Origin of the sequence: Sulfurospirillum sp. MES, from assembly GCF_000789415.1 — a bacterium.
In the GTDB taxonomy this organism is placed as follows: domain Bacteria; phylum Campylobacterota; class Campylobacteria; order Campylobacterales; family Sulfurospirillaceae; genus Sulfurospirillum; species Sulfurospirillum cavolei.
Window position 1 is genome coordinate 575106 of sequence record NZ_JSEC01000001.1, and the last position, 13227, is coordinate 588332.

The window sequence follows — 13227 nt, forward strand, 5'->3', positions numbered from 1 at the left end:
AACGGTATGGTTAAAGAAAAAGATTATACGCAAGGGAACTTAAACGGCGCGTAAGATGAGAACTTAAGTTTTGTCTTTTTCCCGTACGTTTCTTTTTGAAAAGGATCACGTTTGTTTTTAAATCGTTTATTAAGAGGGGTTCGAGTAAAATAGATCACTTCTTAAAAAGCGGGATAGATGGAAATAGGATTTGGACTTTTAGGCGTTTTTGTGGGTTTTGCTTCCGGTTTTTTCGGTATCGGGGGAGGAACGCTTTTAGTGCCTATTTTTCTTTATATGGGCTATGACATCAAAACCGCCATCGGTATTTCGGTCATGCAGATGATCTTTAGTTCGATGTTGGGTTCGTATCAAAACTATAAAGCCGGAATTTTAACGCTTAAAAGCGGTCTAATTTTAGGATGCGGTGCATTGGCGGGAGCTTCTTTTAGCGGACTTATCGTCGATACTTTATCGCATATGACGTTGCTTTTTTTGTTTGAGGCGGTTTTAGCACTTTCGATGTACAAAATGTTTACGACGGCATTGGAGAGCTCCAAACCTCCTTACGAGTCCCACCTTCTCTTGGCTTTTTTGGGTGTTGTTTTGGGTGCCGTGTCGATTAGCACGGGTACCAGCGGCGCGATTTTTCTAACGCCCGTTCTTACGGGATTTTTACATTGGGATATTAAAAAAGCCGTTGCGACAACGCTTTTTTTTGTCATCTTCGGCTCAATTTCGGGGTTTTTCAGTTTGGCGATGCACGGTTACGTGGATTACGAAGTCGGTGCATTGGTTAGTGTCGGATCCGTTGTAGGCGTCTATTTCGGCGTCATGCTTTCCCATAAAATAGCGAAAAAAGAGCAAAAACGTGCCTTGTTAATACTCTATACGGTAATGTTTTTGCTGACGCTCAATAAAATTTTAAGCGAGATGAATGTTTTATGATCAAAATATACGGTGCAAAAGAGAACAATCTTAAAAATATCAACTTAGAGATTCCCAAAAATAAACTGGTCGTTTTTACGGGACTGAGCGGAAGCGGTAAAAGTACCTTGGCGTTCGATACGCTCTATGCCGAAGGGCAACGTCGTTATATCGAGTCGCTCTCCTCGTATGCCAGACAGTTTTTAGATCGCGTGGGTAAACCCGACGTCGAGAAGATCGAGGGTTTGACGCCCGCTATCGCGATCGATCAAAAAACCACGAGCAAAAATCCGCGCTCAACCGTGGGGACGATTACCGAGATTTACGACTATCTGCGGTTGCTTTACGCGCGCGTCGGAAAGCAGCATTGTCATATTTGCGGTCAAGAAATCTCGCAAATGTCGGTAGCGGATATTATCGAACAGGTTTTAAAATTGCCCGCAGAGACGAAGCTCTCGATCTTAGCACCGTTGGTACGCGAGAAAAAGGGTAGTTTCGCCGATATGATCGAATCGTTGCGCCATAAAGGTTACGTGCGTGCTTTGATCGACGGCGTGATGGTACGGCTCGATGAAGAGATCGAACTTCTTAAAACCAAAAAACATACGATTAAAGTCATTATCGACCGTGTGGTCATTCGCGAAGAAAATTTTGATCGTATCGCCACCGACATTGAAAAAGCCCTTTTGGAGAGTTACGGCGAAGTCGAGCTTGACATCGCCAATGCCGAAGAAGTAGGGCTTCTTGTTTCACATATTCATTACAGCGAACATTTGGCGTGTTTTGACTGTAAAATCAGTTTTGAGCCGCTAGAACCGCTTTCGTTTTCGTTCAATTCTCCCAAAGGCGCATGTCCTACATGTGATGGGTTAGGGATTCGCTACACGCTGGATTTGAAGAAAATTATTAATGAAAACGTGAGCATCGACGAAGGGGCGATTCGTATTTTTTACGGCTTTAACAAAAGCTTTTACGCCAAATTTTTAGAGGCGTATTGCCAAGCGGCGGGTATTAATACGCGCATTCCTTACGAAGAGCTCGAAGAGCACCAAAAGCGTGCCATTTTGCACGGCGGCGTCGAAGAAGCGACTTTCTTTTGGAAAAAGCATAAGCTCGTACGAAAATGGGAAGGCGTCATTAAAATTGCCTACGAGATGCTTAAAGACGAAAAAGAGCTCGGCGAATACATGAGCGAAAAGGTGTGCGACACGTGCGGCGGGCATCGTTTACGTAAAGAGAGTCTTGCGGTACGCGTTGCCGGAAAACGTATCTCCGACATCTTGGAACTTCCGATCGATCAATGTTTGGAATTCTTTAAAAACAATGAAAATTTTTCATACATGTCGGCACAACAAACGATGATTGCCGCACCGATTTTAAAAGAGATCAAAGAGCGACTCTTTTTCTTATTTGACGTAGGATTGGGCTACATCAGTCTTGGGCGCGACGCGCGAACCATTAGCGGCGGCGAAGCGCAACGCATACGCATCGCGTCGCAAATCGGAAGCGGCTTGACGGGCGTCATGTACGTTTTAGACGAGCCGAGCATCGGACTTCACGAACGCGATACGCTTAAACTCATCCGAACTCTACGCAATTTGCAGAAAAAAGGCAACTCCGTGATTGTCGTCGAACACGACAAAGAGACGATCAAAACGGCGGATTTTGTGGTGGATATCGGTCCGGGGGCCGGAAAATTCGGCGGCGAAATCGTTTTTGCGGGAACGAACGAAGCACTTCTAACCAGTAATAGTCTCACCGCACAGTACATCAACGGAACAAAAACGATCGATTATCGCCAAAACAGGGCACAAGAGCGTTGGATCGAGCTCAATCACGTCAGTATCAACAACATTCACGACTTAGACGTTAAAATTCCTTTGGGAAACCTCGTCGCGATTACGGGCGTGAGCGGTAGCGGTAAAAGTTCGTTGATTCTTCAAACCTTGCTTCCGGTCGCCAAAGAGTACCTTAATCGCGCTAAGAAGATCAATAAAGTCGCCGGCGTCGAATGCATAGGACTCGATCAACTCGATAAAGTCATCTACCTCGATCAAAGCCCGATCGGCAGAACGCCGCGCTCCAATCCTGCGACCTATACGGGCGTGATGGACGAAATCCGTGCCTTATTCGCCAAAACCAAAGAGGCACAGATTCGCGGATACGGCGTCGGGCGTTTTTCGTTTAACGTCAAAGGCGGAAGGTGCGAAAAGTGCCAAGGCGACGGCGAAATCAAGATCGAAATGCACTTTTTACCCGACATCATGGTCAAGTGCGACACTTGTAAAGGGCAACGCTACAACGCCCAAACGCTAGAGATCAAATACAAAGGCAAATCCATTGCCGACGTTTTGGACATGAGCGTGGACGAAGCCCATGACTTTTTCAAAGCGATTCCGAAAATTAACCAAAAGATTCAAACGTTGGTCGACGTCGGTTTGGGATACATCACGCTTGGACAAAACGCCGTGACGCTGAGCGGCGGCGAGGCGCAACGCATTAAACTGGCTAAGGAACTTAGCAAAAAAGATACGGGCAATACGTTGTACGTTTTAGACGAACCGACGACCGGATTGCACTTCGCCGACGTCGACCGTTTGGTCAAAGTGTTACATCATTTAACAGATATGGGTAACAGCGTTTTAGTCATCGAACACAACATGGACGTCATCAAAAATGCCGATTATCTTATCGATATGGGGCCTGAAGGCGGAAGCTACGGAGGGCGTATAATCGCGATGGGAACGCCGTTTGAAGTTGCAAGTAACGCCGAAAAATCGGGAAGCTATACGGGTAAATTTTTAGGAATGGAGATGGGTCTTTCAAACGAAAATGTTTAAACGTTTCTTTTTGAAACATTATTTTAAAAATAAAAAGCTCTAAAAGTCAAAGAAATGTCCTCTACATAAGATCGACATAACTGTTCATTATAATCGCTTTTGATCGAAACTTAATGAAAGGACATTTCTTGGAAGCAACAGCATCTATGGCGAGTAGCATAGGCTCCTTGGAAGAGACAAAGAAAAAAGATTGGAAAAGCTATACCGTTAAAAGTTTAGCGTTTTGGGTTATCGTTGCAATTATTGCGGGTATTATCTTCGGGACGGTCGATCCTAAATTGGCGGTTCAAGCCAAACCGGGAATCGATTGGTTTATCCAAGCGTTGAAATGGTTGGTCGGACCGATTATCTTTTTAACGATTATTTCGGGTATCATCGGTTTGGAGAGCCTGAAAGAGGTCGGCTCTATCGGTTTAAAAGCGTTTATCTATTTCGAAGTCGTCAGCACCTTCGCTCTTGCGATCGGCGTGTTATTCGGCAATTTCTTCGGTCCGGGACACGGAATGAATTTCGACGTCAACTCCTTGGATGCCAAAAGCGTTGACAAATACACCCATTCGACTCAAGACGTCGGTTCGTTTTGGTCGATTTTGAAAAATGCGATTCCCAGCGATCCTCTAACGCCTTTTTTAAACGGCAATACTTTACAGGTTTTAGTGATGGCGTTGGTCTTGGCGATTTTAATTTCGGCGTTCGGGGGCAAGTACAAACCTGCTATCCTCAAACCTTTAGAAGTTGCACAAGGATTTTTCTTTAAAATCTTAACGATTTTAATGTGGTTAAGCCCTGTTGCTAGCTTTAGTGCGATGGCGTTCTTGATCGGCAAGTTCGGTCTCGCTTCTTTGATCGGTATGGCAAGTTTGTTGGGGGTTATGTTGATCTCCGTTTTAGCGTTTATCTTCGGAATTTTAGGCATTATCTTATGGTTCTTCAAAATCAACGTCTTTAAATTTATGCGTTTTATCGCTAAAGAAGTCTTGATCGTATTTGCGACCTCTTCAAGCGAATCGGCGTTGGCTCCGTTGATGAAACGTTTGGAAGCTGCTGGCGTGAGCCGCGGAACGACGGGCTTGGTTATTCCTACGGGCTATTCGTTTAACTTGGATTGTACGAACATTTACCTCTCGCTTTCGATTATCTTCTTGTCGCAGGCATTCGGTATTCCTTTAACGCTTGGCGAAGAGTTGAGTATTATTCTGATCTTAATGGTTACCTCAAAAGGAGCTGTGGGCGTGACGGGTTCGGGCTTTATCGTTCTTGCCGGTACGCTTTCGGCGATGGGCGGTGCGATTCCGGTCGTGACCGTAGCGGCACTTTTGGGTGTGGATAAGTTTATGAGCGAGATGCGCGCGGTGGGAAATCTTTGCGGTAACGCGGTTGCCGCAGTCGTCGTCGGTGCATGGGACAAACAGATCGATATGGAAAAATTCCGTTATGCGCTCGATCACCCCGAATCCGTAGAAGACGCTATTCCGGGTTGATGCTTTTACGCCTTTAAAATGCTCGTGAGGGAATGTTACCGTTCACCTCACGGGTACCTCTTTTTTTACCTCTTTTGATGCTCCTTTAGTTAAAAAATCTCATTTAAATCTCTTTTGCTATGCCATAATCAAATCAGTTTATCATTAAAGGGTTTGTGTTGGAAAAAACATCGTTTAAAGATTGGAAACGTTATACGATTAAAAGTTTAGCGTTTTGGGTTGTGGTCGGCATTGTTGCCGGAATTACGCTGGGTATGCTCAATCCGAGCTTGGCGATTCAAGCCAAACCCGGCATCGATTGGTTTATCCAAGCGTTGAAATGGTTGGTCGGTCCGATTATCTTTTTAACGATTATTTCGGGTATCGTCGGCTTGGAAAGCCTAAAAGAGGTCGGCTCCATCGGTTTAAAAGCGTTTATCTATTTTGAAGTCGTCAGTACCTTCGCCCTTGCGATCGGCATTTTATTCGGCAATCTTTTGAAGCCGGGGCACGGAATGCATCTGGACGTCGAGTCTTTGGACGTCTCCGCGGTTTCAAGCTTTACCGCTAACGCTTCTTCCCAAACCGGCTCGGTTTGGGGCATTTTAAAAAGTGCGATTCCGACCGATCCGATTACGCCGTTTCTTCACGGCAATACGTTGCAGGTGTTAGTCATGGCGTTGGTCATCGCAATCGGCATTGCCGCGTTCGGGGAAAAATACAAAGAGGCGATTCTCGCTCCTTTGGAGAAAGTTCAAAACGTTTTCTTTAAAATCCTGACGATTTTGATGTGGTTAAGCCCTGTTGCGAGCTTTAGTGCGATGGCGTTTTTGATCGGCAAATTCGGTATCGCTTCTTTGATCGGTATGGCAAGTTTACTAGGGGTTATGTTGATCTCCGTATTGGCGTTTTTATTCGGTGTTTTAGGCATTATCTTATGGTTTTATAAGATCAACGTTTTCAAATTTATGCGCTTTATCGCTAAAGAAGTCTTGATCGTATTTGCGACCTCTTCGAGCGAATCGGCGTTGGCTCCGTTGATGAGGCGTTTGGAAGCCGCGGGCGTGAGCCGTGGAACGACGGGCTTGGTTATTCCTACGGGCTATTCGTTTAACTTGGATTGTACGAACATTTACCTCTCGCTTTCGATTATCTTTTTGGCTCAAGCTTTCGGTATTCCGCTCACGCTTTCGCATGAACTCAGCATCATTTTTATTTTGATGGTTGCGTCCAAAGGGGCTGTTGGCGTGACGGGTTCGGGCTTTATCGTGCTTGCCGGTACGCTTTCGGCGATGGGAGACGTGATTCCCGTAGCGACCGTAGCGGTACTTTTGGGTGTGGATAAGTTTATGAGCGAGATGCGTGCGGTGGGAAATCTTTGCGGTAACGCGGTTGCAGCAGTCGTCGTCGGTGCATGGGACAAACAGATCGATATGGAAAAATTCCGTTATGCGCTCGATCACCCCGAATCCGTGGAAGACGCTATTCCGGGTTGATACGATTCTTTCGTCTCGATGGGGCTTAGCCTCATCGGGATTTCAACAAAAGCGCGCTATAATCTATTTAAATCCTTCGAAAGAGACGGCATGTTAAAAGAAATAGCGGAGCGAATTCGCGCGTTACCTCCTTTACCCAAAACGTTTACGCAGATCAATGCGCTTTTTCATGACGAACAGGCCAGTATCGCCGATTTGGCAAAATTGATCGAAGAAGACCCGATGCTTATCGCCAATCTTCTCAAAGTCGCCAACTCCCCTTTGTACGGTTTTCGCCGTGAAATCAAAAGCGTCTTACAAGCAGTCGGGCTTTTCGGTATGTCGACGACGCACTCGTTGGTGCTTGACATGTCAATCAAAAAACTCTTAAGCGTCGATCTCGTACCGTATGCGATTTCGCCCGAAGAGTTCGCGCAGCTTTCGCACATGCAAAGCATGTTGATCTCTAAGTGGTACAAAAACGTCGATGCGGCTAGCGTTGATTTTCTCTTTTTATGTGCGTTGTTGCAAGAGAGCGGTAAAATCCTCATTGCCGACGAAATCGCAAAAAACGACGAGACGTATGCGTTTCGGTCTGAACTTGAAAACGCGTTAAGCGTCGCGGACGTCGAGAAAATGTTTGTCGGCGTTACGAGCAGCGAAGTTTCGGCGTTGATTTTTGAGCATTGGAAATTCGATAAACGAATGATCGAAGCCATTCGATTTACCGAAAGAACGCAAGATGCACCCGCGGCGATTCGCGCACAGAGCATCGCTTTAAAAATCGTCAAGACCGCCGTTGCGATTAACGCGCCTTTGAGCGAACGCAATATCAATCTAGCACTTATGCTTCTTAACAAAGAAGGTTTAGATTCCGCACCGTTTTTGGAGGCGGTCGAATCCATCAAAGCTTCATTTTAAACGCCCATATGCAAAGGCTCTTTCGTGAAAACACTCACTATTATCGATACTTTCGGCTTTTTTTTTCGTAACTATTATGCGCTTCCCGCATTGCGTAATTCCCAAGGTTTCCCGACGGGACTTTTAACGGGTTTTGCCCACTTTATCGCGGCTCTCAAAAAAGAGCACGATACCGATTACGTTCTTTTCGCGCTCGATAGCAAAGGTAAAAATTTTCGCCACGACATCGATCCCAACTATAAAGCCAATCGCCCCGAAGCACCGGAAGATTTTAAAAAACAGCTTCCCGTCGCTATTTCGTGGATTGAAAAAATGGGATTTAAAAGTTACGGCGAAGAGGGATTTGAAGCCGACGACATCATTGCTTCGGCGGTTAAATTTGCCAAACACCACGATATTAAAGTGCGAATCGTCACGCACGATAAAGATTTGTACCAGTTAATCGACGACGGACGCGTCGTTATCTACGATCCGATGAAAAAGATCGAAATTACGACCGAAAAATGTTTTGAAAAATTCGGCGTTTATCCGGATCAAATCGGCGAGTACCTCTCTTTGGTCGGCGATACCGCCGATAATATTCCCGGCGTTAAAGGCATCGGACCCAAAGGGGCGAAAAAATTGCTTGACGATTTTAAAACGATGGAGGGCGTATACGCCAATCTCGACAAAGTCGCCAATCCGCGCATCAAAACGATGTTGGAAGAGGGCAAGCAAAGTGCTTATTTAAGCCGTCGTTTGGTCTGTTTGGACGATACGCTGAGTATTGCCGATAAGTTCGAGTCGTTTCACTATCCAGATGCCCAACCGCTCTCGTACATCGTGGAAGAACTGGAAAAATACGAACTTCGCCAAATCCTTGCGCGCGTGAGAGCGGAAGGCTTACATGTAAATGTGCAAACGCCTCCGACGCAAGGGTTTAAACCGATTTTGTTGGACGACGCTAAATTGCTTTTGCGCGTCGTTGAAGGCATCGAAGAGGACGAAATAGTTGCGTTTGATACCGAAACCGACGCCTTGGATGCTTACAACGCCAACATCGTCGGATTTTCGTTTTGCGTGAATACGCAAGAAGCGTATTACGTGCCGATTGCCCACCATTATTTGGGCGTGGGAAACCAAATTTCGCATGAAGAGGCAAAAGAGGCACTGACGCATCTGCTTTCCCGCAAAATCGTCGGACAAAACTTGAAGTTTGACCTTGCGGTCATTGAGCACAATTTCGGTCTTCAAAACGTGAATCTATATGCCGATACGATGATTTTGGCATGGCTTTTAAATCCTGAAAGTAACGTAGGACTCGATACGCTTTCCAAACGTTTTTTCAATCATGAGATGATCAAATTTAAAGACGTCGTCGCCAAAGGAGAAAACTTTAGCGGCGTCTCTTTGGAAAAAGCTTGCGAATACGCAAGTGAAGACGCATGGATGACCCTAAAGCTTTTTGAGAAGCTTAAAGAGATGCTCGATCCTTCGTTGTTGGATCTTGCGAAAAACGTGGAGTTCCCGTTTATTCGAACGCTGATGCATATGGAAAGAGAGGGGATTCAAGTCGACGCTGCTTATTTTGAGACGCTTTTGAAACGAACCGACCATGCGATAGAGGCATTGAAAGTCGAAATTTTTGCCTTGTGCAATGCAACGTTCAATCTCAATTCGACGCAACAACTGGGTGCGGTACTGTTTGAGCAGTTGGGACTTCCGTCGCTCAAAAAGACTAAAACGGGTTACAGTACCGACGAAAACGTTTTAAATGAACTTTCGGACAAGCATCCGAGCATCGCCAAAATTTTAGAGTATCGAGAGTTGTATAAGCTTCGTTCGACCTATATCGAACCGTTGTTGAAGCTCTCTAAAGCCTCTTCGCGCAGTCGGGTACATACGTCGTTTATGCAAACGGGTACGTCTACCGGAAGGCTAAGTTCCAAAGACCCGAACTTACAAAACATTCCCGTTAAGACGGCTTTAGGGCGTGAAGTACGCGGAGGTTTCGTCGCCAAAGAGGGGTATGTGCTTATCGGTATCGACTATTCGCAAATCGAACTTCGCTTGTTGGCGCACTTTAGCGGGGATGAGGCAATGGTGAGGGCGTTTCAAGAGGGTAAAGACATTCACAAAGAGACCGCGCTCAAACTGTTCGGCGAAGCGGAAGCGGATGCCAAAAGAGGCATCGCCAAAAGTATTAACTTCGGATTGCTGTACGGTATGGGACCTAAACGCCTCTCCGAGACGATCGGCATCACGACCAAAGAAGCCAAAAGCTATATCGACGGCTATTTCGCGACCTTTCCGACGATTAAGCAGTACCTTGCTTCCATTGAAGAACAAGCCAAAAAAGAGGGCTTTGTTCAGACGCTTTTGGGGCGAAAACGCTTTTTTGATTTTGAACATGCCAATGCGATGCAATATGCCGGATACCTTCGCGAGGCGGTCAATACGGTGTTTCAAGGCAGTGCCGCGGACTTGATTAAGCTTGCGATGAATCGTATTATGGCGACGTTGGTCAACGACGAGGCGAAATTGCTCTTGCAAATCCACGACGAATTGATCTTTGAAGTCAAAGAAGCGCGCGCGGAAACGTTTGCGAAAGAGGCACGGCATGTGATGGAAGAGGTTTATGCTTTACGCGTACCTTTAAACGTTTCGATCGCTATCGGCGCCAATTGGGGAGTGTTAAAATGACGGAAGTGATTGCGTTGGCATTGGCATTGAGCATGGACGCCTTTGCGGTTTCCATCGGCTTGGGAACGAAACAAGCGACGGGGCACGGTGCATTGGCATTCAAAGCGGGGCTTTTCTTCGGTATTTTTCAAGCATTAATGCCGCTTATCGGGTATATCGGCGGGAAAGGCTTGTTGGGATTTATCGACCACTATACGCGATACGTCGCTTTTGCTCTTTTAGTGCTCATCGGTGCCAAAATGGTGTATGAAAGTATGCAAGAGAACCTCGAAGAGGAAATTCAAAAAATTACGAATAAATTGATGCTAACCCTTGCAATTGCTACAAGCATTGATGCTATGGCGGCGGGATTTAGCTTAATGCTCTTGGATATGAATCCGCTTTTAGCCTGCGGCTTGATCGGTCTCGTAACCTTTGGTATGAGCTTTTTAGGCGTTTTTGTAGGAAAACTTACGGGAAGCTGGCTTGAGAGTAAAGCAGAACTCTTGGGAGGCGTTGTTTTGGTGGCAATCGGCATACGTATCGTAACGGCTTAAGAGAGATCGGCTGCGCGATCTCTCTTGGTTTGCTAGAATTTGTAGTTTAATCCAAGATAGTATTGAATGAAGTGTTCATTTTCGCTTTTGACGTGAATATTTGTCGTGCCGTCATCATAGTTAAACGTATCGTCCACATCGCTTAAAAGATAGCGCGCGCCGATTTCGAGCTCCGTATGTGCGCCGAGCGCATACGTTAAACCGGCTTCGACACCGTAGTTGAACCCTTTGGGTTTATCGATTGAGAGTAATTTAGCGTTATCATCGTCGCTTTTTGACGTACTGTATGAAGCGGTAAGACCCAAAAACGGTGTGATCGCGGAAGCATTTCTGAACAGATAGTCGTAGGCAAGTCCGTACGTGAATGAGCTAATATCTTCTTTTTTGTTTTGATAGGCAAAACTTCCGTAGACTCTGCCGTACTCAAAATATTTACCGACTTTCAATGCCTCGTACGTTGTATCGATTGATTCCGAAGAACTGCCTTCTCGAAAAGAATAGCCGGAAAAAGATGAACTTGCCGATGCGGAAGTTTTTCCGTGAATACTCATACCCCCAAATTCACCGCCGACAAACCACGCGTTTGAGTCTGCCAATTAAAAAGTTTTTATTTTGTAATTTTAAATCAGCGAGGGTGAAAATTTTTTGAGCGTTATCTCGTGGTTTTTGTACTCCGGCATAAAAGAGGCGACGCACTCCCAAAAGGCTTTTTGATGGTGCTTGTGTGTGATATGAGCGAGTTCGTGAACGACGATATACGCGATGCACTCTAAGGGCAGTTGGGCAAGGCTGAGGTTAAAGCTTAGCTCATTGCGATAGCTACAGCTTCCCCACCGTTTTTTAGCTTGGCGGAAGCTGACTTTCGTCGGTTTGACGCCCATGAGAAAACTCCACTCTTCGACCAGACGGTTCACCAACGGCGGAGTCTTTTCTTTATAAAAGAGTTCGGGCGTTTGAAAAGAGCTCAAAAGGATCGCTTCACCCAAATAGAGGATTTTGCCTTCGGTTTCCAGCAAGCGGCCGATGTGCGTCCGTTCTTGTGCCGCGTGCAGTTTGGAGAGAATCCAAGAGGCTTTTTGAAGGAGAAGCGTTTCAATCGTGTCTATGGTGTTAAAAGGAGATTTGACGATGACCCCTTTGATAGGGTCGATTGTAATATAAAGATGTTTAAGCCGTCGGTTAACGAACAAAGAGTAGGAGAGTACGTGACCCTCGTACTCGATCGTTTTAGTCAAACCAACTTTTGATTTTGTCAAAGACGCTCTCAAATTTTTCATCTTTTTGTTTGGTCTCAATGCCGAATTCCGTTTGCAGCTGCTCAAGCAGTTCTCGTTGTTCTTTCGTGATTTTTTTAGGATAACGAATCGAAATTTGAGCGATCATACTGCCGAATTGGCGGGTATGGACATTTTTAACGCCTTCGTTTTTAAAGATGAACTGTTGTTTATCTTTCGCGCCTATGGGCAGTTCCAGTTCCGTTTCGCCGCGAATCGTCGGGATTTTGATCGTCTCTCCGAGTGCGACTTGCGTAAAGAAAACGGGCACTTCGATGTAAATGTCGTCGTTGTGGCGCACAAAGTGTTCGTCCTCTTTGACGCGAACCAAAATATACAAGTCGCCTCGCGTTCCTCTTTCGTCCACGTTACCGCGTCCGGCGACGCGAATGCGGTTGTTATTGTCGATACCTTCGGGAATGTCGATGGTGACTTTGTCCTCGACTTGGCTAAATCCTTTGCCGCGACAATCGGGGCACGGATTGGTGACGACCGTTCCTTTGCCGTTACATGCGGGGCAGGTTTGCGAAAAGGTCATAAAACCTTGGCGGTAAAAGACTTGACCTTTACCTTTACACTCTTTACATGTCGCTTTGGATTTGTCTTTGCTTCCCGTGCCTTCGCAGGTGTCGCAGGGTTTTTTATAAGAAAAAACGACCTCTTTTTTCGTACCGAAGATCGCTTCGTTAAATGCCAACGTCACTTCGGCTTCCAAATCGAGGTTGTATTTTCGACTTTGCTTATTGCTTCCGCCGCCAAAACCGCCGCCGCCGAATCCTCCGCCGAAAACCGATTCGAAAATAGAGCCCAAATCTCCCATAATATCTTCGTAACGCATATCGGAGAAGTGGCTAAAGCCTTGACTGTCCAGTCCTGCTTTACCGTAACGATCGTAGGTTGCACGTTTTTGCTCGTCGCTTAAAACTTGATAGGCTTCATTGATGGCTTTAAATTTTTCTTCCGCCGCTTTGTCGCCTTGATTGCGATCGGGGTGGTATTGAAGGGCTAGTTTGCGATACGCTTTTTTAATCTCGCCCGAATCGGCACTTCGGGTAATTTCCAATACTTCGTAATAATCTAATTCCACGTCTATTCTCTTTACATGTAAGTTTTTTAGAAGAGAAAAAGTTTAC

The 13227-nt window shown here is 45.8% G+C and carries 10 protein-coding genes; 7 read left to right on the forward strand and 3 right to left on the reverse strand.

Annotated elements, in window-relative coordinates; genetic code table 11:
* Positions 1 to 177: 177 nt before the first annotated feature.
* The 7 genes from OA34_RS02945 to OA34_RS02975 all read left to right on the forward strand — a co-directional run bounded on the left by OA34_RS02945 (position 178) and on the right by OA34_RS02975 (position 10820).
* Positions 178 to 927 carry a sulfite exporter TauE/SafE family protein gene (locus OA34_RS02945; RefSeq protein WP_039672316.1) on the forward strand — a complete coding sequence of 250 codons (750 nt, stop codon included), beginning with the start codon at positions 178 to 180 and terminating at the stop codon, positions 925 to 927.
* Positions 924 to 3746: an excinuclease ABC subunit UvrA gene (gene uvrA / locus OA34_RS02950; protein ID WP_039672317.1), complete on the forward strand. Its 2823-nt coding sequence runs from the start codon at positions 924 to 926 to the stop codon at positions 3744 to 3746. Before OA34_RS02945 ends, uvrA begins: the two co-directional genes overlap by 4 nt.
* A 146-nt stretch (positions 3747 to 3892) precedes the next feature.
* Complete coding sequence (locus tag OA34_RS02955) at positions 3893 to 5227, forward strand: cation:dicarboxylate symporter family transporter (RefSeq protein ID WP_041962066.1); 1335 nt, start codon at positions 3893 to 3895, stop codon at positions 5225 to 5227.
* Positions 5228 to 5385: 158 nt separating this feature from the next.
* Positions 5386 to 6702: a cation:dicarboxylate symporter family transporter gene (locus OA34_RS02960; protein WP_039672318.1), complete on the forward strand. Its 1317-nt coding sequence runs from the start codon at positions 5386 to 5388 to the stop codon at positions 6700 to 6702.
* Between the two features lie 90 nt (positions 6703 to 6792).
* The gene (locus OA34_RS02965) at positions 6793 to 7602 is read left to right on the forward strand and encodes an HDOD domain-containing protein (protein ID WP_039672319.1); all 810 of its coding nucleotides are present in this window, start codon (positions 6793 to 6795) and stop codon (positions 7600 to 7602) included.
* 24 nt (positions 7603 to 7626) lie between these two features.
* On the forward strand, positions 7627 to 10284 hold the full coding sequence (gene polA, locus OA34_RS02970; protein ID WP_039672320.1) for a DNA polymerase I: 2658 nt from the start codon (positions 7627 to 7629) through the stop codon (positions 10282 to 10284).
* Positions 10281 to 10820 carry a manganese efflux pump MntP gene (locus OA34_RS02975; RefSeq protein WP_039672321.1) on the forward strand — a complete coding sequence of 180 codons (540 nt, stop codon included), beginning with the start codon at positions 10281 to 10283 and terminating at the stop codon, positions 10818 to 10820. The genes polA and OA34_RS02975 overlap by 4 nt, the downstream gene beginning before the upstream one ends.
* Before the next feature lie 32 nt (positions 10821 to 10852).
* Here OA34_RS02975 and OA34_RS02980 read toward each other — a convergent pair whose 3' ends face one another.
* Genes OA34_RS02980 through dnaJ form a run of 3 tightly spaced genes read right to left on the reverse strand, consistent with a single transcriptional unit; the run spans position 10853 to position 13181 of the window.
* A complete protein-coding gene (locus OA34_RS02980) occupies positions 10853 to 11416 on the reverse strand; it encodes a putative outer membrane beta-barrel protein (RefSeq protein WP_286682813.1) in 564 nt (187 codons plus the stop codon).
* A gap of 24 nt (positions 11417 to 11440) precedes the next feature.
* Positions 11441 to 12055, reverse strand: a complete 615-nt coding sequence (locus OA34_RS02985; RefSeq protein WP_231563847.1) for a M48 family metallopeptidase — start codon at positions 12053 to 12055, stop codon at positions 11441 to 11443.
* Complete coding sequence (gene dnaJ, locus OA34_RS02990; RefSeq protein WP_039672324.1) at positions 12048 to 13181, reverse strand: molecular chaperone DnaJ; 1134 nt, start codon at positions 13179 to 13181, stop codon at positions 12048 to 12050. Before dnaJ ends, OA34_RS02985 begins: the two co-directional genes overlap by 8 nt.
* Positions 13182 to 13227: the final 46 nt, after the last annotated feature.

What these genes read in the sequence shown, in the direction of transcription:
- OA34_RS02945 (WP_039672316.1), top strand. Translation starts at nt 178, where the DNA reads ATGGAAATAGGATTTGGACTTTTAGGCGTTTTTGTGGGTTTTGCTTCC.
- uvrA (WP_039672317.1), top strand. Translation starts at nt 924, where the DNA reads ATGATCAAAATATACGGTGCAAAAGAGAACAATCTTAAAAATATCAAC.
- OA34_RS02955 (WP_041962066.1), top strand. Translation starts at nt 3,893, where the DNA reads ATGGCGAGTAGCATAGGCTCCTTGGAAGAGACAAAGAAAAAAGATTGG.
- OA34_RS02965 (WP_039672319.1), top strand. Translation starts at nt 6,793, where the DNA reads ATGTTAAAAGAAATAGCGGAGCGAATTCGCGCGTTACCTCCTTTACCC.
- OA34_RS02975 (WP_039672321.1), top strand. Translation starts at nt 10,281, where the DNA reads ATGACGGAAGTGATTGCGTTGGCATTGGCATTGAGCATGGACGCCTTT.